Source organism: Herbidospora solisilvae (assembly GCF_009901565.1).
GTDB lineage: Bacteria > Actinomycetota > Actinomycetes > Streptosporangiales > Streptosporangiaceae > Herbidospora > Herbidospora solisilvae.
Genome location: NZ_WXEW01000012.1, coordinates 178,022 through 201,355, shown reverse-complemented (window position 1 = coordinate 201,355; position 23,334 = coordinate 178,022). Strand labels below are relative to the sequence as shown.

1 protein-coding gene (running past one end of the window) is annotated in these 23,334 nt (G+C 74.8%); it reads right to left on the bottom strand.

All coding sequences use genetic code 11. The features are described 5' to 3' along the window. Window positions 1-23,334: the 5' portion of a non-ribosomal peptide synthase/polyketide synthase gene (locus GT755_RS35125; RefSeq protein ID WP_161483873.1), read on the bottom strand. Its footprint begins 10,533 nt before the window's first position; only the first 23,334 of its 33,867 coding nucleotides appear in the window; it begins with the start codon at window positions 23,332-23,334; its stop codon lies off the left edge, out of view.

The following is a 23,334-nucleotide window of genomic DNA, read 5'->3' as shown; positions in this document are numbered from 1 at the left end:
GGCGCCCTTCGGAACGCCGGTCGAGCCCGAGGTGTAGACGACGTGGGCCGGATGCCCGGGGAGCAGGTTCCGCGCGGGCGGGCCGGCGGGCGCGGCGAGCACGGCGGGGTCGCCGAGCGTCACGACCGGCAGCCCGAAGTCCTCGGTGGGCGCGTCGGCGATCACCGCGACCGCGCCGGAGTCGCGCAGCATCAGGGCGACCCGTTCGGCCGGGTAGGCGGTGTTGACGGGCACGTACGCGCCCCCGGCCTTGAGCACCCCGAGCCAGGCCGCCACGACCCCGGGCCCGCCCGCCACCGCCACGCCGACGGCCGACTCCGGCCCCACTCCGAGGCCGACGAGGTGGTGGGCCAGCCGGTTGGCCTGTTCGTCCAGGTCCCGGTACGTCGTCGCGAAGCCCGGCCCGACCAGGGCGAGGGCGTCGGGGGTGCGGGCGGCCTGCGCCTCGAACCGGTCGGGGACCGTCTCCGGCCCGCCGACGAGGGGTCCGCGGCTCCAGTCGCGGGCGATGCGCTCGCGCTCGCCGGGGTCGGCGACGTCGACCCGGCTGAGCCGGACGCCGAGGTCGCCGGTCATCGTCTCCAGCACGTGCCGCCACGCCCGCACGACCCGCTCGACGGTCACGGGGTCGAACAGGTCGGCCGCGCCCACGATCACCCCGCGCACCCCCGCAGGGGCTCCTTGGGGATCGGTGACCTCGTCGACGAGCACGTCGAGGTCGAACTTGACCGCCGAGGCGCCGCCCGCGGGCCGGGTCTCCCCCGTGCCGACGACGTTCTGCAGCGCGAACACGATCTGGAACAGCGGATGCCGCGCCGCCGACCGGTCGGGCGCGAGCTCCTCGACGAGCCGCTCGAACGGCACGTCCTGGTGCTCGTACGCCGCCATCCCTGCCGCCCTGACCCGGCCGAGCAGCGTGCCGAGGGTCGGGTCGCCGGACAGGTCAGCCCGGACGACCAGGGTGTTGACGAAGAACCCGACGAGTTCCTCCAGCGCCTCGTCGGAGCGCCCGGCCACGGCGACGCCGATCGGGATGTCGGTCCCGGCGCCGAGCCGCGACAGCGCCGCGGCGAGGGCGGTGTGCAGGACCATGAACAGGGTCGCGCCCTCGGCCCGCGCCACGTCGATCAGGCGGCGGTGCAGGTCGGCCGGGATGTCCACGGGCACGCCGTGCCCCTGGTGGCCGGGCTCGGCGGGACGCGGCCGGTCGTAGGGCAGGTCGAGCTCCTGCGGGACGCCGGCGAGCGCCTCCCGCCAGTGGGCGACCTGCGCGGCGAGGGTCTCCTCGCCGAGCGTCTCGCGCTGCCAGAGGGCGTAGTCGGCGTACTGGACGGGCAGCGGCGACCACTCGGGGGCCCGGCCCTCGATGCGGGCGGCGTAGGCGGTGGCCAGGTCGCGGGAGAAGGGGGCGTTCGACCAGCCGTCGGTGGCGATGTGGTGGGTCAGCACGACGAGGGTCCGCCCCCGCAGCAGCCACGCCCGGATCGGGATCTCGGCGGCCAGGTCGAACGTGTGGGCGGTGACCGCGTCGACGTCGTCCGAGTCCTCCAGCCGCAGGGCCCAGTCGAGCTCGCCGAGGTCGAGGATGCGCTGGTAGGGCTCCCCGTCGACCGAGGGGAAGACCGTGCGGAGCGACTCGTGGCGTCCGATGACGTCGAGCAGGGCGGCGTTCAGCGCGGTGACGTCGACCTCGCCGGTGAGCTGGGTGACCAGCGGGATGTTGTACGTCGTGTTCGGCCCGTCGAGCTGCCCCAGGAACCAGAGCCGTCGCTGCGCGAACGACAACGGGATGCGGCCGGGCCTGGCGACCGGCCGGATCGGCGGGCGGGCCGCCCCCGTGTCGGCCAGCCGCGCCGCCAGCGCGGCCACGCTCGGCGCCTCGAAGAGGGTGCGCAGCGGCACCTCCACGCCCATCACCGTGCGCAGGCGCGACAGCAGCCGGACGGCCAGCAGCGAGTGGCCGCCGAGGTCGAAGAACCCGTCGTCGACGCCGACCGACTCACGGCCGAGAACCTGGGCGAAGATGCCCGCCAGCACCTCCTCGCGGGGCGTCGAGGGCGCCCGGCCGCCGCCAGCCGGGGTGCCGGGGGCGGGCAGCGCGCGGCGGTCGAGCTTCCCGTTCGGGGTCAGCGGCAGCGCGCCGAGCGGCACGACGTCGGCCGGGACGAGGTGCGCGGGCAGGCGCGCGGCGGCGAACCGGCGAAGGCCGCCGGTCTCTCCCACGACGTAGGCGATCAGCCGCTCGTCGCGCACGGCCACCGCCGCCGCGCTCACGCCGGGAGCCGTCAGCAGGACGGCCTCGACCTCGCCGGGCTCGATCCGGAACCCGCGCAGTTTCACCTGGTCGTCGGCCCGTCCCGCGAACACCAGCTCACCTTCGGGCGTCCACCACGCCAGGTCGCCCGTCCGGTACATCCGCAGGCCGGGGTCGAACGGGGAGGCCGTGAACCGTTCGGCGGTCATGCCGGGACGGCCGGCGTAGCCCCGGGCCAGGCCCGGTCCGGTCGTGTAGAGCTCGCCGGTCACTCCGGGCGGCACCGGGTTGAGCGCGGCGTCCAGCACGTAGGCGCGGGTGTTGGCGATGGGAGTGCCGATCGGCACGACGGCGGAGGCGGCGTCCAGGGGGCGGCTGATCGTGGCGTCGACGGTCATCTCCGTGGGCCCGTAGGCGTTGACCAGACGTCGGCCGGGCGCCCAGCGGGCCACCAGCGCGGGCGGGAGCGCCTCGCCGCCGACCACGACGGTCTCCACCGTGGCGGGGAGGTCGTCGAGGCCGGCCAGCACGGCGGGCGGCAGCGTCACGTGCGTCACCGCGCGGCCGGCGATCAGGTCGGGCAGCCCGTCGAGCCGTCCGCCGGCCGGCACCAGGACGGCCCCGGCGGTCAGCGCCATCAGGACTTCGGAGACGGCCGCGTCGAACCCGAACGAGGCGAACTGGAGCACCCGCGATTCCGCGCCGACCGCGAACCGCTCGCGCTGCGCGGCGATCGTGTTCACCAGGCCGCCGTGGGTGACGGCCACGCCCTTGGGCGTGCCGGTGGAGCCCGAGGTGTAGATCACGTAGGCCAGCCCGGCCCGCCCGACGGGCACGTCGGGCGCGGCCACCGGCTCTTCGCCGAGGTCCGGCAGTGCGGTGAGCACCGGCGACGCGCCGCTGTCGGCGACCAGGAAGGAAACCCGCGCCTCCGGCAGCGCCGGATCGATCGGCAGGTAGGCCGCGCCGGCCTTCCACACGCCCAGCATCGCGGTGACCATGTCGGCGGCGTCGGGGAGCGACAGCCCGACCACCGACTCCGGGCCGGCCCCTTGGGCGCGCAGGTGGCGGGCCAGCCGGTCGGCCCGTTCGTGCAGTTCCCGGTACGTGATCCGGGCGTCGCCCGTGTCGACGGCGACGGCGTCGGTGCGCGGGATCAGGTCGAGCACCGTGGCGGGTCCGGCCGGCGCCTCGGTGGCGTTCCAGCGGCGCACGACCGTGTGGTGGCCGTCGGCGTCGAGGACCCTCACGCGGGCCAGCGGGGTGTCCGGGGCCGCGGCGAGGAGGTCGCCGAGGGCGGTGACGAGCAGGCGGCCGATCAGGCCGGGGTCGATGGCGGTGACGGTCTCGACGCTGAGGCTGAGCCCGGCCGCGCCGAGGTCGTTGACGGACACCGACACCGGATAGTTGGTGCGCTCGCGGATGTAGGCGGTCCGCACCCCTTCCAGCGCCTGCCGGGGCCCGCCCTGCCGCGCCATGTGCCGGTAGTTGAACAACGAGGTGAACAGCGGCGTGTTGCCCTCCAGCCCGGCAGCCTGCTGGGCCAGGGCCAGCGGCGCGTGCTCGTGTTCGAGCAAGCCGGCAAGTTGCGCCCGCATCTCCCCCACGGCCTGCGTGATCCCGGCACGACCGGAACGCACCCGTACCGGAAGGGTGTTGATGAACGGCCCCACCACGCGGTCGGCACCCTCACCCGCGTTCATCCGCCCGAACAACACGGTTCCGAAGACCACGTCGTCGCGGCCCGACACCACCGACAACACCCGCGCCCAGGCCACATGCATGATCGTCGCCACGCTGACGCCGAGATCACGGGCCCTCTCGCGGAGCGCCGCGACGGTCTCGGCGGGCACCGGGACCAGCGCGGAGACCGCGTCGCCGCCGTCGCCGTGCACGTCGAGCACGCCGAAGGGGGCGGTCGGCTCGGTGACGTCGCCGAGCAGGTCGGCGAAGAACCGCTCGTGCTCCTCGCGGGACACCCCGCCGCGGGCCTGGGCGACGAAGTCGCGGAACGGCGGCGCGGGGGGCGGCTCCTCGCCGTCGATGATGGCCCGCAACTCCCTGACCAGCACGTCCGTGCCCTGGTGATCGGCGATCATGTGGTGCATCCGGAGCAGGCCCAGCCAGTGCCCGTCGGGCGCGGGGGCGACGTGCAGGTCCATCAGAGGCGCCCGGCCGAGGTCCATCACGGCGCCGACGGCGCGGGCGAACGCGGCGCCCGACTCCTGCGGCCCGTGCTCGACGACCGGCAGGGCGGCGTCCCGCCACACGGCCTGGACGGGTTCGCGCAGTCCCTCCCAGACGACGGCGGTCCGGTAGATGTCGTGCCGGGCCACGACCTGCCGCAGCGCGCCGGCGAAGGCGTCGAGGCGGGCGCGGCCGTCGAAGTCGAGCACGTGCATGGTGACGTAGGCGTCGGCGCCGTCCCCGGCGAGGAGGTGGTGGAAGAGCAGGCCCTCCTGGAGCGGGGCGAGCGGGTAGACGTCGGCCAGGTTGGCCGCGCCGCCCTCGACCGTGGCGACGACCCGCTCCCGTTCGGCCTCGGTCAGGTCGGCGAGCGGGGCCGTCGTCTCCGGCCGTCCGGGGGCGGCGGCGCGGGCCAGGCCCGCCGGGGTCGGCGACTCGAACAGCGCCCGGACCGACACCGGGACGCCGTGCGCCCGCAGCACCTCCACCAGCCGGACCGCCAGCAGGGAATGCCCTCCGAGGCGGAAGAAGTCGTCGTCGACGCCGACCGTCTCCAGGCCCAGCACCTCGGCGAACGCGGCGCAGAGCCGCTCCTCGCGGGCCGACTCGGGAGCCCGGCCCGATCCGGCGGCGAACGTGGGCTCGGGCAGGGCCCGGCGGTCGAGCTTGCCGTTCGGGGTGAGCGGCAATTCGTCGAGCCCGACGAACGCCGCCGGGACCATGTAGTCGGGCAACCGCTCGGCGGCGAACTCCCGCAGGCCCTCCGGCTCGCCGACGACATAGGCGACCAGGTTGCCGTCACGGGCGACGACGGCGGCCTGCGAGACGCCCGGATGACCCTGCAGAACGGCGGCGACCTCGCCCGGCTCCACCCGGAACCCGCGCACCTTCACCTGCTCGTCGGCCCGGCCCAGGAAGACGAGCTGACCGTCCCGGGTCCACTTCGCCAGGTCGCCGGTACGGTACATGCGCCCGCCCGACCCGAACGGGCAGGCCACGAAGCGCTCCGCCGTCAGCCCCGGCCGCCCGGCGTACCCGCGCGCCAGTTGCACCCCGGCGACGTACACCTCACCCGCGACCCCGGCCGGGACGGGCCCGAGCCCGTCGTCCAGCACGAACAGCCGGGTGTTGGCGATCGGGCGGCCGAACGGCACCGGGCCGGGACGGTCGGGGTCGACCGGGGAGGCCGCCACCATGACCGTGGCCTCCGTCGGGCCGTAGGTGTTGATCAGCGCCCGGCCCCGCGACCAGGCCCGCGCGGTCTCGGTGCCGATCGCCTCGGCGCCCACCAGGATGGTCTCGACGTGCGGCAGCCGATCCGGGTCGAGCACGCCGAGCAGCGACGGCACCACGCTCGCGGCGGTCACCCCGGTCAGCTCGCCGAGCCGTTCGGGCTGGCGGCGCCGGGGCTCGTCGGCCACCCACAACGCCGCGCCGTGGGTGAGCGCCACCGCGACGTCGAGCACGGAGGCGTCGAACCCGAACGAGGCGAACTGCAGCATGCCGGCGCCGGGCTCGACACCGAGGATCGGCCCGAAGACCGACACCAGGTTGACCAGGCCCCGGTGGGCGACTGCGACGCCCTTCGGCGTCCCCGTCGACCCCGAGGTGTAGATCACGTACGCGAGCCCGCGGGGGTCGATCGCCACGTCCGGCCGGGTGTCGTCCTGGGGCAGGTCGCGCAGGTCGGCCGGGGTGAGCACGCAGGCGGGCGCCGCGTCGGCCAGCACCGCCGCCACCCGTTCGGCCGGGTTGGCGGGGTCGATCGGCAGGTACGCCGCCCCGGCCTTCCAGACGCCCAGGATCGCCACGACCATGTCGGCGCCGCGCGGCAGCCGCAGCGCGACCAGCGACTCGGCGCCCACGCCCTGGCCGCGCAGCCGGTTGGCCAGGCGGTTGGCCCGCGCGTCGAGGTCGGCGTAGGTCAGGCTCTCGCCGTCGGCGACCACGGCGACCGCGCCGGGGACCAGCGCGGCCTGCCGCTCGACCATCGCCACGACGTCCGTGTCCGGGACGTCGGCGGCGGTGTCGTTCCAGACGTGCAGGACCTGGTCGCGTTCCCGCTCGTCGAGCACGTCGACCGCGTGGAGCCGCACGTCGGGGTCGCCGGTCACCTGCTCGATCACCCGGGTCAGCCGGCGGGCGAACACCGCGACCGACTCGGCGTCGAAGAGGTCGGCCGAGCCGATCACCGATCCGCGCAGCCCGGCCGGACGGCCCCGGTCGTCGAACGTCTCCGACAGCGTCACGTCGAGGTCGAACCGGGCCGTGGTCGTGCCGGTGAGGTCGGCGGCGCCGTCACGCACGGCCGTGCCGGGCAGCGCGAGCCCGGCCCTGGCGGTGTTCTGAAGCGTCAGCATGACCTGGAACAGCGGGTGGCGGGCCAGCGAGCGCTGCGGGGCGAGCTCCTCGACCAGCCGCTCGAACGGCACGTCCTGGTTGGCCAGCGCGCCGAGGCTCGCCTCCCTGACCCGGCCGAGCACCTGCCGGAACCGCGGGTCACGGGCCAGGTCGGTCCGGACGACCAGCGTGTTCACGAAGAACCCGACCAGATCGTCGAGGGCCGCGTCGGTCCGCCCCGCGACCGCCGAGCCGATCGGGATGTCGGTCCCCGCGCCGGTCCGCGACAGGGTCACCGCGAGCGCGGCCTGCAGCGCCATGAAGACGGTGACGCCCTCGGCCCGCGCGAGGTCGGCCAGCCGCCGGTGGGTCTCGGCTGGGATCCAGGCGGCGACCCGGTGCCCGGTGTGCCCGGCGACGGCGGGCCGGGGCCGGTCGGCGGGCAGCGTGAGCTCCTCGGGTATCCCGGCCAGGGCCCTGCGCCAGTAGCCGACCTGTTCGGTCAGCAGGTCGCCGGAGAGGAGGTCGCGCTGCCAGAGGGTGTAGTCGGCGTACTGGACCGGCAGCGGCGCCCACTCGGGGGCCCGGCCCTCGACGCGGGCCGCGTAGGCCGTGGACAGGTCACGGGCGAGCGGGCCCGACGACCAGCCGTCACCCGCGATGTGATGGAGGGTCACGACGAGAACGTGGTCGGCCGGCCCGTTCGTGAAGAGGGCCGCCCTGATCGGCACCTCGCTGGTCAGGTCGAACGGCTCGTTCCCGGTCCCGGCGGGATCGACGGACAGGGCCCAATCGAGCTCCTCCGGTTCGATGACCCGCTGGTAGGGCTCCCCGTCCACCGACGGGAAGACGGTCCGCAGCGACTCGTGCCGGACGATCACGTCGCGGAGCGCCGCGTCGAGCGCCTCGACGTCGAGCGGCCCGGACAACCGGACCGTGGTCGGCACGTTGTAGACCGTGTTCGGCCCGTCGAGCCGCGACAGGAACCACAGACGCCGCTGCGCGAACGACAGCGGAACCCGCTCCGGCCGGGGCCGGGGAGCGAGCTGCTCCCTGGCCCGCCCCGTCTCGGCCAGCCGCGCGGCCAGCCCCGCCACCGTGGGCGCCTCGAACACCATCCACAACGGCACCTCGACACCCAGGACGACCCGGATCCGCGACACCAGGCGCGCCACGAGCAGCGAGTGCCCGCCGAACTCGAAGAAGTCGTCGTCGACGCCGACCGACTCCAGGCCCAGGAGCTGGGCGAACTCCCCGCAGAGGATCTCCTCCTGGACGGTGGCGGGCGGCCTGCCCGCGCTCGCGAACTCGGGGGCGGGCAGGGCGCGGCGGTCGAGCTTGCCGTTCGGGGTGAGCGGAAGCTCGTCGAGGACGACGAAGGCGGCGGGGACCATGTAGTCGGGCAGCCGCTCTGCGGCGAACTCCCTGAGGCCTTCCGCCCGGCCCACCACATAAGCGATCAGCTGGTCGTCACGGGCGATCACGGCGGCCTGCGCGACATCCGGACTCTTCAGCAGGACGGCGGCGACCTCACCGGGCTCGATGCGGAAGCCGCGGATCTTCACCTGGTCGTCGGCCCGGCCCTGGAAGATCAGGCGGCCGTCGGCGGTCCACTTCGCCAGGTCGCCGGTACGGTACATGCGCTCCCCCGCCGCGAAGGGCGAGGCCACGAACCGCTCGGCGGTCATGCCCGACCTGGCGACATACCCGCGCGCCAGACCGAGACCGGCGATGTACACCTCCCCCGCGACCCCCGGCGGAACCGGCGCGAGCCGATCGTCGAGCAGATAGACCCGCGAGTTCGCGATCGGCCGCCCGAACGAGATCGGCCCCTCCTCATCGGCGTCGACCTCACCGGCGGCGACGATCACCGTGGCCTCGGTCGGCCCATAGGCATGAACCAGCCGCCGGCCTTGGGCCCAACGGCGGGCGACGGTCTCGCTGATGCCCTCCGCGCCGACCACGATCGGACCGATGTGCGAGAAGTCGGCCGGGTCCAGCACGTTGAGCAGCGAGGGAACCACACTGGCCGCCTCCACCCCGGTCAGCTCCCGCAGCCGCTCAGGCTGGGCCCGCCTGCCCTCATCGGCGATGACCAGCGTCGAACCGGTCGCCAGCGCCACCGCGACATCCAGCACCGAGGCGTCGAACCCGAACGAGGCGAACTGCAACAACCCCACACCCGGCCCCGCACCCAGCAGAGGGCCGAACACCTCGACCAGGTTGACCAGACCCCGATGGCTGACCGCGACTCCCTTCGGAGTCCCCGTCGACCCGGAGGTGTAGATGACATACGCCAGCGAGTCCGGCTCCACCCGAACGTCGAGCGGACCCTCCTCGCCCGACGGGCCCGGCCCGTCCCCGGTCCCCGCAGAGACCGGCACCGCCGAATCCCACGTGCCCGTGAGCTGAACGATCTCCATCCCGGCGGGAACCAGCTGCCGGGTTTCCGCACAGGCCAGCACACACGCCACCCCGGCATCGGCCAGCACCGCCCCCACCCGCTCAGCCGGGTTGCCGGGGTCGACCGGCAGATAGGCCGCACCGGCCTTCCACACGCCCACGATCGCGGTGATCATGTCCGCGCCACGCGGCAGGCAGACGCCGACGATCGACTCCGGACCGACACCCACGGCAAGCAACCGCCGCGCCAGCCGGTCCGACCGGCGATCCAACTCCCCATAGGTCAGCTCACCCTCGACCGCGAAGGCGTCAGGGGCCTGCCGGGTGATCAGGTCCACGATGCTCGAAGAGGGCACCTCGCGGGCCGTGTCGTTCCAGCCGCGCAGCACCCGCTCCCGCTCCTCCTCCGCCAGCACGTCCACCTGCGAGAGGGCGACGTCGTCGGAGGTCAGCGCCGTGACCAGGTTCTCCAGCGCGGTCCGCATGAGCACGGTCACGCCGGTCGCGCTCACCGAGCCCGCCGCGCGCACGTTGAGGCTGAGGCCGCCCCCGCCCCAATCCGTCACGGTCATCGTCAGCGGGTAGTTGGTCCGTTCGTGGATCCCCGCCGCCCTGATGCCCTCGACCTCCCGGCCGCCGGTCGTGGCGGCGTAGCGGTAGTTGAGCAGGGACGTGAAGAGGGGGGTGTTGCCGTCCAGGCGGCTGGCCCGCTGGGCCAGCGCCAGGGGCGCGTGCTCGTGCTGGAGGAGGGCGGCGAGCTGGGAGCGCATCTCCGCCACCGCGGTCCGCACGCCGACTCGACCGGTCCGCACCCGGACCGGGAGGGTGTTGATGAACGGGCCGAGTACCCGGTCGGAGCCGGCGCCGGCGTTCATCCGGCCGAACAGGAGCGTGCCGAACACCACGTCGTCGCGGCGCGAGACCACCGACAACACGCGGGCCCAGGCCACGTGCATGAGCGTCGCCGGACTGACCCCGAGCGTGCGGGCGGTGTCCCGCAGCCCGTCCACGAGGTCGCCGGGCAGGGGCAGGACGGCCGAGCCGACGTCGCCGCCGTCGCCGCGCACGTTCATCAGGCCGAACGGCGCCGTCGGTTCGGTCACGTCGCCGAGCAGGTCGGCGAAGAAGCGCTCGTGGTGCTCGCGGGGCACGCCGAGCCGGGCCTGGGCGACGAAGTCACGGAACGGCAGGGCGGGCGGGAGGTCACGGCCGTCGAGGACCGCTCGCAGCTCCTCGACCAGGACGTCCATGCCCTGGTGGTCGGAGACCATGTGGTGCATCCGGATCAGGCCCCGCCACCGGCCGTCCTCCGCCGGGGCGGTGTGCAGGTCCATGAGCGGGGCCCGGCCCAGGTCCATCGCCGAGCCGACGGCCCGGACGAACGCGGCCTCGGACTCGTGCGGACCGTGCTCGACGACCGGCAGGGCGGCGTGCCGCCACACGACCTGGACGGGCTCGCGCAGCCCGTCCCAGACGATGCCGGTCCGGTAGATGTCATGCCGGGCCACCACCTGGCGCAGCGCGCCGGCGAACGCGTCGAGGCGGTCGCGGGAGGAGAACTCCAGCACGTGCATGGTCACGTAGGCGTCGACGCCGTCGCCGGCGAGGAGGTGGTGGAAGAGCATGCCCTCCTGGAGGGGGGCCAGCGGATAGACGTCGGCCACGTTCGCCGCGCCGCCCTCCACGGAGGCCACGACCCGGCCGAGTTCGGCCTCGGTCAGGTCGGCCAGCGGCAGCATGCCGGGGGTGAGGCGCTCGGCGCCCTCGGGGATCGCGGTGGGCGGGACCTCGACCGGTTCCACCCCGGCCGTCCGGGCGAGACCGCCCGGGGTGGGCGACTCGAACAGCGCCCGGACCGACACCGAGACGCCACGGGCCCGCAGCACCTCCACCAGCCGGACGGCCAGCAGCGAGTGCCCGCCGAGCCGGAAGAAGTCGTCGTCGACGCCGATCAGCGGCCGGTCGAGCACCTCCGCGAACGCGGCGCAGAGGATCTCCTCCTGGACCGTCGCGGGCGCCCGCCCGGAACCGCTCGCGAACTCCGGCTCGGGCAGGGCCCGCCGGTCGAGCTTGCCGTTGGGGGTCAGCGGCAGCTCGTCGAGCGGGACGAAGGCCGCGGGGACCATGTAGTCGGGCAGCCGGGCGGCGGCGAACTCACGCAGCCCGTCGGTCTCGCCGACGACATAGGCGACCAGGTTGTCGTGCCGGGCCACGATCGCCGCCTGCGAGACACCCGGAGACCTCAGGACGACGGCCGCGACCTCACCGGGCTCGACCCGGAAGCCGCGGATCTTGACCTGGTCGTCGGCCCGACCCTGGAAGATCAGGCGGCCGTCGGGGGTCCACTTCGCCAGGTCGCCGGTACGGTACATGCGCTCCCCCGCCGCGAAGGGCGAGGCCACGAACCGCTCAGCGGTGAGATCGGGACGGCCGAGATACCCCCGCGCCAGGCCCAGACCGGAGACGTACACCTCACCCGCGACACCGGGCGGAACCGGTGCGAGCCGGTCGTCGAGCAGATACAGCCGCGAGTTGGCGATCGGCCGCCCGAACGAGATCGGCCCCTCCTCATCGGCCTCGACCTCCCCGGCGGCGACGATGACCGTGGCCTCGGTCGGCCCATAGGCATGGACCAGCCGTCGGCCTTGAGCCCACCGCCGGGCGACGGTCTCGGTGATGCCCTCCGCGCCGACCACGATCGGCCCGATGTGCGAGAAGTCGGCCGGATCGAGCACGTTGAGCAGCGAGGGGACCACACTGGCCGCCCCGACCCCGGTCAGCTCCCGCAGCGCCCGGGGCTGCAGCCGCTCCTGCTCGCCGGGCACCCACAACGTCGACCCGGTCGCCAGCGCCACCGCGACATCCAGCACCGAGGCGTCGAACCCGAACGAGGCGAACTGCAACACCCCCACACCCGGCCCCGCACCGAGAACGGGCCCGAACACCTCGACGAGGTTGACCAAGCCGCGATGGCTGACCGCGACACCCTTGGGAGTGCCCGTCGAACCGGAGGTGTAGATCACGTACGCGAGGGAGTCGGGGTCGATCCCGATCTCGGGTGCGGTCGCCCGCAGGTCGTCCAGGCGCAGCAGGTCGAGCACGACCACCCGGTCGGCCGTCACCAGGTCGCGGAGCTCGTTCGCGGTCAGCACGCACGCCACGTCCGCGTCGGCGAACACCGCCGCGATCCGCGTGGCCGGGTTGGCCGGGTCGACCGGCAGATAGGCCGCCCCCGCCTTCCACACGCCCATGATCGCCACGATCATGTCGGCGCCGCGCGGCAGGCACACGCCCACGACCGACTCGGGCCCGATGCCCAGCCGGCCCAGGTGGCGGGCCAGCTGGTTGGCGCGCCGGTCGAGTTCGGCGTAGGTCAGTTCGTCTCCCACGGCGAACGCGCCGGGGTCGGCGGCGGCCCGCCGCTCGAACAGGGCGACGACGTCGCCGTCGGGCAGGTCGGCGGCGGTGTCGTTCCATTCGCGCAGGAGCCGGTCGCGTCCGGCGGCGTCGAGCACGTCGACCGCGCCGAGTGCCCGGCCGGGCTCGGCGTCGAGGGCCTCGACCAGGTTGGCCACGGCGGTCTCGAGCAGGCGGCCGACGGCGGCCGGGTCGATGGGGCTGACCGCGTCGACCTTGAAGGCCAGGTCGTCGGGCCCGGCGTCGTTGACGGCCACGTTCAGCGGATAGTTGGTGTGCTCGACCACCCGGACGGTCCGGATGCCGGCGAACGACCCGGTCTCCTCGTCGCCCGGCAGGACGTGCCGGTAGTTGAACAACGAGGTGAACAGCGGCGCGCCGCCCTCCAGCCCGGCGGCCCGCTGGGCCACGGCCAGGGACGCGTGCTCGTGTTCGAGCAGCGCGGCCAGTTGCGACCGCATCCCCTCCACGGCGGCCCCGACCCCCTGGCGGGCGTCGCGGACCCGTACGGGAAGGGTGTTGATGAAGGGGCCGACCACGCGGTCGGAACCCTCGCCGGCGTTCATCCGCCCGAACAGCACGGTGCCGAACACCACGTCGTCACGGCCGGAGACCGCGGAGAGCACCCGCGCCCACGCGACGTGCGTGATCGTCGCCGCGCTGACCCCCAGCCGCCGTGACGTCTCCCGCAGGGCGCGGGCGGTGTCCACGGGGAGGGGCACGAGGGCGGTCCGCACGCCGGAGCCGTCGCCGTGCACGTCGAGCAGCCCGTAGGGCGCGGTCGGCTCGGTCACGTCGCCGAGCAGGCCGGCGAAGAAGTCCTCGTGGCCGGCCGGGTCGAGGGTGCGCGCGACGAAGTTGCGGAACGGCGCGACCGGCGCCAGGTCGGCGGGCTCGCCCGACAGGAGCGTGCGCAGCTCGTCGACCAGCACGTTCATGCCGTGGCGGTCGGAGACCATGTGGTGCATCCGGAGCAGCCCGAACCAGCGGCCGCCGGTCCCCTCGGCGATGTGCAGATCCATCAGGGGCGCCCGCGCCAGGTTCATGGCCGGGCCCGCCGCCGCCAGGAGCCCGTCGGCGGGGTCGCCGTCGAGCACGTGCGCGGTCACCGGCATGACGGCGTGCCGCCACACCACCTGCACGGGTTCCCGCAGGCCGCGCCAGACGATCGCGGTGCGGTAGATGTCGTGCCGGTCGACGACCCGCTGGATCGTCGAGACGACGGCGTCGAGCAGGTCCCGCGACGCGAACTCCAGCACCCGCGCGGTCACGTAGACGTCCGCGCCGTCGCCGGCCAGCAGGTGGTGGAAGAGCATGCCCTGCTGGAGCGGGGTCAGCGGATAGACGTCGGCCACATTGGCGGCGCCGCCGTCGACCGACGCGACGACGGTCGCGATCTCCTCCTCGGTCAGGGCGGCGAGCGGCACCATGTCCGGGGTGATCTCACGCGCGTCGGCGGGGATCAGGTTCGCCGGCGCCTCCGGGGCCGTGACGCCGGCCGCGCGGGCGAGCCCGGCGGGGGTGGGCGACTCGAACAGCGCCCGCACCGGCACCGGCAGCCCGCGTGCCCGCAGCCGCTCCACCAGCCGGACGGCCAGCAGCGAGTGGCCGCCGAGCCGGAAGAAGTCGTCGTCGACGCCGACCGACTCCAGGCCGAGGACCTGCCCGAACACCTCGCACAGCAGCTCTTCCCGGACGTTCTGGGGCGCCCGCCCCGTCCCCGTCCGGTAGACCGGGTCGGGCAGCGCGCGGCGGTCGAGCTTGCCGTTCGGGTTCAGCGGCAGCGCGTCGAGCGTGACGAACGCCGCCGGGACCATGTACTCGGGCAGGCGGGCGGCGGCGTACTCGTGGAGGCCGTCGGCGCGGCCGACGACGTAGGCGACGAGCCGGTCGTCACGGGCGACCACCGCGACCTGGCCGACGCCGTCGTGCCCGGACAGGACCGCCTCGACCTCGGCGGGCTCGATCCGGAAACCGCGGATCTTCACCTGGTCGTCGACCCGGCCGCCGTACAGGACCTGCCCGTCGGCGGTCCATCGGGCCAGGTCGCCGGTACGGTACATGCGCTCGCCGGTCTGGAAGGGCGAGGCGACGAAACGTTCGGAGGTGAGCGCGGGGCGGCCCGCGTAGCCGCGGGCGAGCTGCACCCCGGCCAGGTAGAGCTCCCCGGTGACGCCGGGGGGCACCGGGGCGAGCCGGTCGTCCAGCACGTAGAGGCGGGTGTTGGCGACGGGCGCGCCGATCGGCACCGGGCCCTCGGTCTGGGCGGGGTCGCAGCGCCAGGCCGAGACGTCGACGGCGGCCTCGGTCGGGCCGTAGAGGTTGTGCAGCTCCGCGCCGGGGAGCACGGCGGTGAAGCGGTTCTGGGTCGCCAGCGGCAGCGCCTCACCGCTGCTGACCACGAGCCGCAGCCCGGTGAGCCCGGCGGCCGCGGGGTCGAGCAGGAAGGCGTCCAGCATCGACGGCACGAAGTGGGCGATCGTGACACCGGCCTCGCGCACCAGCCCGGCGAGGTAGGCGGGGTCGCGGTGCCCGCCGGGACGGGCCACCACCAGCGTCGCGCCCGCGACGAGCGGGCAGAACAGCTCCCACACCGAGACGTCGAACACCGTCGGCGTCTTCTGGGCGACCCGGTCGTCCGGCCCGATGCCGAAGTGGCGGCGCATCCACTCCAGCCGGTTGACGATGCTCCGGTGGGAGACGACGACACCCTTGGGCCGTCCCGTGGATCCGGAGGTGTAGATCAGGTAGGCGGCGGAGTCGGCGGCGGCCCGGCGCGGGGCCACGCCGCCGTCGGTCGTGGCGAGCCGGGCGACCTCGGCCGGGTCGTCCAGCACGACGACCGGCGCCGCGTCGGCGAGCAGCAGCGCGATCCGGTCGGCCGGGTTGCCGGGGTCGACCGGGAGATAGGCGGCCCCGGCCTTGAGCACGGCCCAGAGGGCGACGATGAGCTCGATCCCCCGGTCGAGCACGACCGCGACGACCGTGTCGGGGCCGGCGCCCCGCGCGGCCAGGTGCCGGGCCAGCCGTTCCGCGCGGGTGTCGAGGTCGGCGTAGGTGACCTCCGCGCCCTCGAAGACGACGGCGACCGCGTCGGGAGTGCGGCGGGCCTGGGCCTCGAACAGCTCGTGCAGCAGGAGGGGCGGCATCTCCTCGGCCGTGTCGTTCCAGCCGGTGACGACCTGGGCCAGCTCCCCCTCACTGAGCACGCGCACGTCGTGGAGCCGGACGTCCGGATCGGCGGTGACCTGGTCGAGCACCCGGGTCCAGCGCTCGGCCAGGGTGTGGGCGGTGGCCGGGTCGAACAGGTCGAGCGCCACGTCGAGGGTGCCCCGGAGCCCGTCGGCGGTCTCCCTGAGGTGGATCTCCAGGTCGAAGCGGGCCGAGGGCGGCCCGGCGGGCAGCGGCTCGGCGGTGACGCCGGGCAGGTCCAGGGCGGCGGTCCCGGTGTTGCGCAGCGTCAGCATCACCTGGAACAGCGGGTGGCGGGCGAGCGAGCGTTCGGGCGCCAGCTCCTCCACGAGCCGTTCGAACGGCACGTCCTGGTTGGCCAGCGCCCCCAGGCTCGCCTCCTTCACGCGGGCGAGCACCCGCCGGAAGTCCGGGTCGCCCGCCAGGTCGGCCCGGATCACCAGCGTGTTCACGAAGAAGCCGACCAGGTCGTCGAGCGCCTCGTCGGCACGGCCCGCGACGGCCGACCCGATCGGCACGTCGGTGCCCGCACCGAGCCGCGACAGCGTCACCGCCAGCGCCGCCTGCAGGACCATGAAGACGGTCGCGCCCTCGGCCCTGGCGAGGTCGGCGATCCGCTCGTGGACGTGCTCGGGCACGTGCAGCGGCACGCCGTATCCGGTGTGCCCGGCGACGGGCGGGCGAGGGCGGTCGGCGGGCAGGGGCAGCTCCTCCGGGATCCCGGCCAGCGCCTCCCGCCAGTAGGCGATCTGGGCCTCCTCGGCGAACACGTCGCGTTGCCAGAGGGCGTAGTCGGCGTACTGGACCGGCAGCGGCGCCCACTCGGGCGCGCGGCCCGCGAGCCGGGCCGTGTAGGCGGCGGACAGGTCGCGGCTCAGCGGCGTGTGCGACCAGCCGTCGGTGGCGATGTGGTGGATCACCAGCACCAGCACGTGGGCGTCGCCGTCGGGGTACAACCAGGCCCGGACCGGCACCTCGGTCCCCAGGTCGAAGGCCACGTCCGCGGGCTCCCCCCGAAGGAGCGACCAGTCGATCTCGTCCTGGCCGAGGATCCGCTGGTACGGCTCGCCGTCGACCGAGGGGTAGACGGTGCGCAAAGGCTCGTGCCGGGCGATCACGTCGCGCAGGGCCGCGTCGAGCGCGGCCACGTCGAGGTCGCCCGCCAGCCGGATCGCCAGCGAGATGTGGTACGTCGCGCTCGGCCCCTCCAGCCGGTCGAGGAACCACAACCGCCGCTGCGCGGAGGAGAGCGGCGGCCGTCCGGGGCGCGGCCCGGCCGTCAGCGGCGGCCTGACCCGGTCGGCCCGGGTCAGCCGGGCCGCCAGCCCCGCCGCCGTCGGCGTCTCGAAGAGCGTGCGGATCTTGACGTCGGCGCCGAGCCGGGCCCGGATGCGCGACAGCAGCCGGATGGCCAGCAGCGAGTGGCCGCCCAGGTCGAAGAAGTCCTCGTCCGGCCCGACCGCGTCACGGCCGAGGACCTGGGCGAACACCTCGCACAGGGCGGCCTCGGCCTGAGTGGCCGGGACGCGGGTGACCGCGACGGTGGCGTCCGGGTCGGGCAGCGCGGCCCGGTCGAGCTTGCCGTTGGAGGTCAGCGGCAGCGCGGGCAGCGTCAGGAACGCCGACGGAACCATGTATTCGGGCAGCCGCCCGGCGGCGAACTCCTTCAGCCCGTCGGCCACGCCGACCACGTAGGCGACGAGCCGGTCGCCGCGGGCGAGCACCGCCGCCTGGGTGACGTCGGGATGGCTCAGCAGGACGGCCTCCACCTCGCCGGGCTCGACCCGGAAGCCGCGGATCTTCACCTGGTGGTCGGCCCGGCCCGCGAACACGAGCCGGCCGTCGGGGGTCCATCGGGCCAGGTCGCCGGTGCGGTACATGCGCTCGCCCGACCCGAACGGGCAGGCGACGAACCGTTCGCCGGTCAGGCCGGGGCGGCCGACGTAGCCGCGGGCCAGGGGGGCGCCGGCGGCGTACAGCTCGCCGGAGACGCCGACCGGGACCGGCGACAGGCCGTCGTCGAGCACGAACAGGCGGGTGTTGGCGATCGGCGTGCCGATCGGCGGCGTCCCGGTCCCCCCGAGTTCGGCGGTGGCGACGCCGATTGTGGTCTCGGTCGGGCCGTAGTGGTTGAACACGCGGCGGTCCCCGGCCTCGGCGAGGAGCGCGGCCACCCAGCCCGGGTCGGCCGCCTCGCCCCCGAGCACGAGCGACCGGGCCGGGAGCACGGCCGCGCTCCCGCCGCCCGCCGACAGCGCCGCCAGGTGCGACGGCACGCCCTTGACGTGGTCGATCCGGTGGTCGCGCAGGTAGGCGGCGACGGCGGCCGGGTCGGTGACCGCGTCGGCGGCCAGGACGTGCAGTTCCCCGCCCGTCGCGAGGCTCGTGAACAGCACCGTGTTGCCCAGGTCGGTGACCTGCGGCTGGAGCAGCGCGTAGCGGTCTCCGGGCGCCGCCCAGCCGAACCGTCCCGACACCGAGGCCACGTAGTTGGCCAGCGACCCCCGGGTCACCGCGACGCCCTTGGGCGTCCCGGTGGAGCCCGAGGTGTACATGACGTACGCCAAACCGGCCGGACCGACCGGCGCGGACACGGCGGCGGGGGACGTCGTCAGGGCGTCCTCGACCCAGACCACCGGCACTCCCAGCGGCCCGGGGGCCGGGTCGTCGCGGGAGGCCAGCAGGAGCCCGGCACGGCTGTCGGCCAGCATGAACGCGATCCGTTCGGCCGGGAGCCGCGCGTCGATCGGCAGGTACGCCGCCCCCGCCCGCCACACGCCGAGGATCGCGGCGATCGTCGGCGCACCCGGCGGCAGGCACAGGCCGACGACCGACTCCGCGCCCACGCCCAGCTCGCGCAGGCGCGCGGCGATCCGGGACGCGACGTCGTCCAGTTCCGCGTACGTCAGCCGCGTCCCCCCGGCGACGAGCGCGACCGCACCGGGGGTCCGCGCGACCTGCCCGGCGAACAGTTCGAGCAGGTCGGCGGCCTCGGCGGCGGTCGCGGTGTCGTTCCACCCGGCCAGGACGCGTTCGCGCTCCTCGGCGTCGAGCACGTCCACGGCGTGCAGCCGCACGTCGGGCGCGGCGGTCACCTGCTCCAGCACCCGGGTGAAGCGGGCGGCGACCTTCACGGCGGTCGAGGCCTCGAACAGGTCGGCCGACAGGTTCACGTAACCGCGCAGCCCCGCGGGCCGGCCGCGGTCGTCGAAGGTGTCCTCCACCATGACGTGCAGGTCGTAGCGGGCCGCCGAGAAGACCTCGCCGCCGGAGGCCGCCGTGCCCTCGCCGACGTGCACGCCAGGCAGGGTCAGCCCGGCCCGCTCGACGTTCTGCATCGTGAGCATCGTCTGGAACAGCGGGTGGCGGCTCAGTGACCGCGTCACGGCCAGCTCCTCGACCAGCCGCTCGAAGGGCACGTCCTGGTGGGCCAGCGCGCCGAGGGTGGCCTCCCTGACCTGGGTCAGCAGTTGCCTGAAGGCGGGGTCGCCGGAGAGGTCGGTGCGGATCACCAGCGTGTTCACGAAGGTGCCGACCAGGTCGTCGAGCGCCTCGTCGGTCCGGCCGCCGACGGGGGCGCCGATCGGGACGTCGGCGCCCGCGCCGAGCCGCGACAGCAGCACCGCGAGCGCGGCCTGAAGGATCATGAACGGCGTGACGCCCTCGGCCCGCGCCAGCCCGGCCACCCGCTCGTGGACGTCGGCCGGGACCCGGAACGGCACCCGGTGACCCCGGTTCCCGGCCAGGACGGGCCGGGGGTGGTCGAGCGGCAGCCGCAGCTCCTCGGGCGCCCCGGCCAGGGTGTCGCGCCAGTAGGCGACCTGCCGCGACAGCGGGCTGTCCGGGTCGTCCCGATCGCCCAGCAGGTCGCGCTGCCAGAGGGCGTAGTCGGCGTACTGGACCGGCAGCGGGGCCCAGCCGGGCGCCTCACCCCTGGTCCGGGCGGCGTACGCGGCCGAGATGTCGCGGCCCAGCGGGGTCATCGACCAGCCGTCGCCCGCGATGTGGTGCAGGACCAGCACGAGCGTGTAGTCGTCGCCGGCGGTCTGGAACAGGAAGGCCTTGATCGGCGGCTCGGCCGACAGGTCGAAGGTGTGCCGCGCGGCCTCGGCGACCGCCTCGGTCAGCCGGTCGGGGGCCACGTGGGCCACCTCCAGCTCCCATCCGGCCGCGTCGGCGTCGAGCACGAGCTGGTAGGGCTCGCCGTCCGCGCTCCGGTAGACCGTGCGCAGCGGCTCGTGGCGGCCGATGACGTCGCGCAGCGCCGCCGCGAGGGCGGGCACGTCGAGGTCGCCGGTCAGCCGGAGCGAGGCCGCCTGCGTGTACGTCCGGCTGGGCCCCTCGACCTGGTCGACGAACCACAGGCGGCGCTGCGCGAACGACAGGGGCGGCCGTTCGGGGCGCTCCCGCGGCGCCAGCTCCAGCCGCACGGGCCCGGTGCCCGACCCGGCGAGCCAGGCGGCCAGCCCGGCGACGGTGGGCCGCTCGAACAGCACCCGCAGCGGCAGTTCGGCGTCCAGCACCGCCCGGATGCGCGACACGAGTCGCACGCCGAGCAGGGAGTGCCCGCCGAGCTGGAAGAAGTCGTCGTCGACGCCCACGCGGGCGAGGCCGAGCACCTCGCCGAACGCGCCGCAGAGGATCTCCTCCTGCACACTGGAGGGCCCCCGGCCCGGCCCGGCCGGGTATTCGGGCACCGGCAGCGCCCGCCGGTCGAGCTTGCCGTTGACGAGCGTCGGCAGCTCCGGCAGCGGCACCACCGCCGACGGCACCATGTACGCGGGCAGCCGCGCGGCGACGTGCTCGCGCAGCACCTCGGGCAGCGCGGTGGCGTCGGGCCCGGCCGCGACCACGTAGGCGACGAGCCGCTGGTCGCCGGGCACGTCCTCGCGGACCACCACGGCCGCCTGGGCGACGTCGGCGCGGGCGCGGAGCACCGCCTCGACCTCTCCGGGCTCGACCCGGAACCCGCGCAGCTTCACCTGGTCGTCGGCCCGGCCCGCGAACACGAGCTGCCCGTCGGCGGTCCACCGCACCAGGTCGCCGGTGCGGTACACGCGCTCCCCCGGTTCGAAGGGCGAGGCCACGAACCGCTCGCCGGTCAGGCCGGGCCGCCCGGCGTATCCCCGGGCCACGCAGACGCCGCCGACGTAGAGTTCCCCGGCCACGCCGACAGGGACCGGGTCGAGGCGCTCGTCGAGCACGTACACGCGGGAACCGCCGATCGGCCGCCCGATCGGCACCGGGCCGGGGCGGGCGGGGTCGAGTTCGGCGACGGTCATGGTGACGGTGGCCTCGGTCGGGCCGTAGGTGTCGAACAGCCGCCGCCCGGGTGCGGCCCAGGCGCGGACCACGTTCTCGTCGACCGGTTCCGCACCCATCTGGAGGGTCCGCAGGCCGGGCAGGTCGGCGGGGTCGAGCAGCCCGAGCACCGAGGGCAGCAGGAACGCCGACCGCAGTCCGGGCAGCCGGGAGAGCAGCCTCGGCTGGGCGCGCTCCTCGGCGGTGGCCACGAGCAGCGTCGCGCCGGCCGCCAGCGCGACGCACGTCTCCTCGACCGAGACGTCGAAGCTGAACGAGGAGAACTGGAGCACCCCGACGCCGGGCGCCGCGCTGTAGACGGGCTGGAGGGCGATCACCAGGTTGGCCAGCGACCCGTGGGTGACCGCGACGCCCTTCGGCCGCCCCGTCGACCCCGAGGTGTAGATGACGTAGGCCAGCCCGAGCGGGTCGGGCGCCTCCTGTGCCACGGGCCCGGTGTGGGGGCCGGTGTGCGGCGCGAGGGTGGCGGGGTCGTCGAGCCAGGCCACGGGCGCGGGCGTGGCGGCGGCCAGGTCGCCGAACTCGGCGCGGTCGGCCAGCACCAGCCGGACGCCGCCGTCGGCCAGCATGAACGCGACCCGGTCGGCGGGGAGCTGCCCGTCGATGGGCAGGTAGGCCGCCCCCGCCTTCCACACGCCCAGGATCGCGGCGATCATCCCCGCGCCGCGGGGCAGGCAGAGCCCGACCACGTCCTCGGCGCCGACGCCGCGGGCGCGCAGCAGTGCGGCCACGCGGGTGGCGCGGGCGTCCAGGTCGGCGTACGAGACCTGCTCGCCGCCGCAGGCCACGGCCACCGCGTGGGGGGTGCGCCGGACGTGCCCGGCGAACATCTCGGGGAACGAGTCGGGCACCGCCGGCGCGCGGGTGGTGCTCCAATCGGTCAGCATCCGCCGCCGCTCGTCGGGGCCGAGCACGTCGAGGGCGTGCAGCCGCACCTCAGGGGCGGCGCTGACCTGGTCGAGCACCCGCACGAACCAGCCCGCGATCCGCCGCACGGTCTCCTCGTCGAACAGATCGGCCGCGCCGACGAGCTCACCGGCCAGCCCGTCGGCGCTCTCGCGCAACGTCACGTCGAGGTCGAACTTGGCGACCGGCAGGTTCGAGGAGAGCGGCCGCACCAACACCCCGGGCAGGTCGAGCACGCCCTCGGCGGTGTTCTGCAGGCTGAGCATGACCTGGAACAGCGGGTTGCGGGCCAGCGACCGGGCCGGGGCCAGCTCCTCGACGAGCCGCTCGAACGGCACGTCCTGGTGGGCCAGCGCCTCGACCCCGGCCCGCCGCACGCGGGCCAGCACCTGGCGGAAGTCCGGGTCGCCCGCCAGGTCGGTGCGGATGACCAGCGTGTTCACGAAGAAGCCGACCAGGTCGTCGAGCGCCTCGTCGGTCCGGCCCGCGATGGTGGAGCCGATCGGGATGTCGGTCCCGGCGCCCAGCTTCGACAGCAGCGTCGCCAGGGCGGCCTGGGCGACCATGAACAGCGTCACGCCCTCGGCCCGCGCCACGTCCAGGAGCCGCCGGTGGACCTCTCCCGGCACGTGGAACGGAACTCGGTGCCCGCGATAACTCGCCGCCGCGGGCCGCACCTTGTCGGCGGGCAGCGGGAGTTCCTCGGGAATTCCCGCGAGAGTACGCCGCCAGTAATCCATCTGAACCGCGCCGCGGCTGCCCGGATCGGAATCCGCGCCGAGTAGTTCACGCTGCCACAAGGCGTAATCCGCGTATTGCACGGGAAGCGGTTCCCAGCCCGGTTCCGCGCCTTGCGAACGAGCCGCATAAGCGGCCGAAAGGTCGCGCGCGAGCGGGCGGTTCGACCAGGCGTCGGTGGCGATGTGGTGGACCACGATTATCAGCAGATGGTCGCCGGGAGAACGGCGTAAGAGCGACGCCCGGATCGGCACGTCGGCCGACAGGTCGAACGCGTGCTCGCCCGCCCGCCGCACCTCCGCGTCGGTCGCGTCCGCGTCGACGTCCCGTACGTCGAGCTCCCACCGCAGCTCATCAAGGGTGAGGATGTGCTGGTGGGGCTCACCGTCGACGGTCGGGAAGATCGTGCGGAGCGGCTCGTGGCGCCCGATGACGTCACGCAGCGCGGCGCCGAGGGCCGCCGCGTCGAGCGGCCCGCGCAGCTCCAGCGCGATGACGTTGTTGTAGGTGGCGCTCATTCCCTCCAGTTCGGCGATGAACCAGAGCCGGCGTTGCGCGAACGACAACGGGATCAT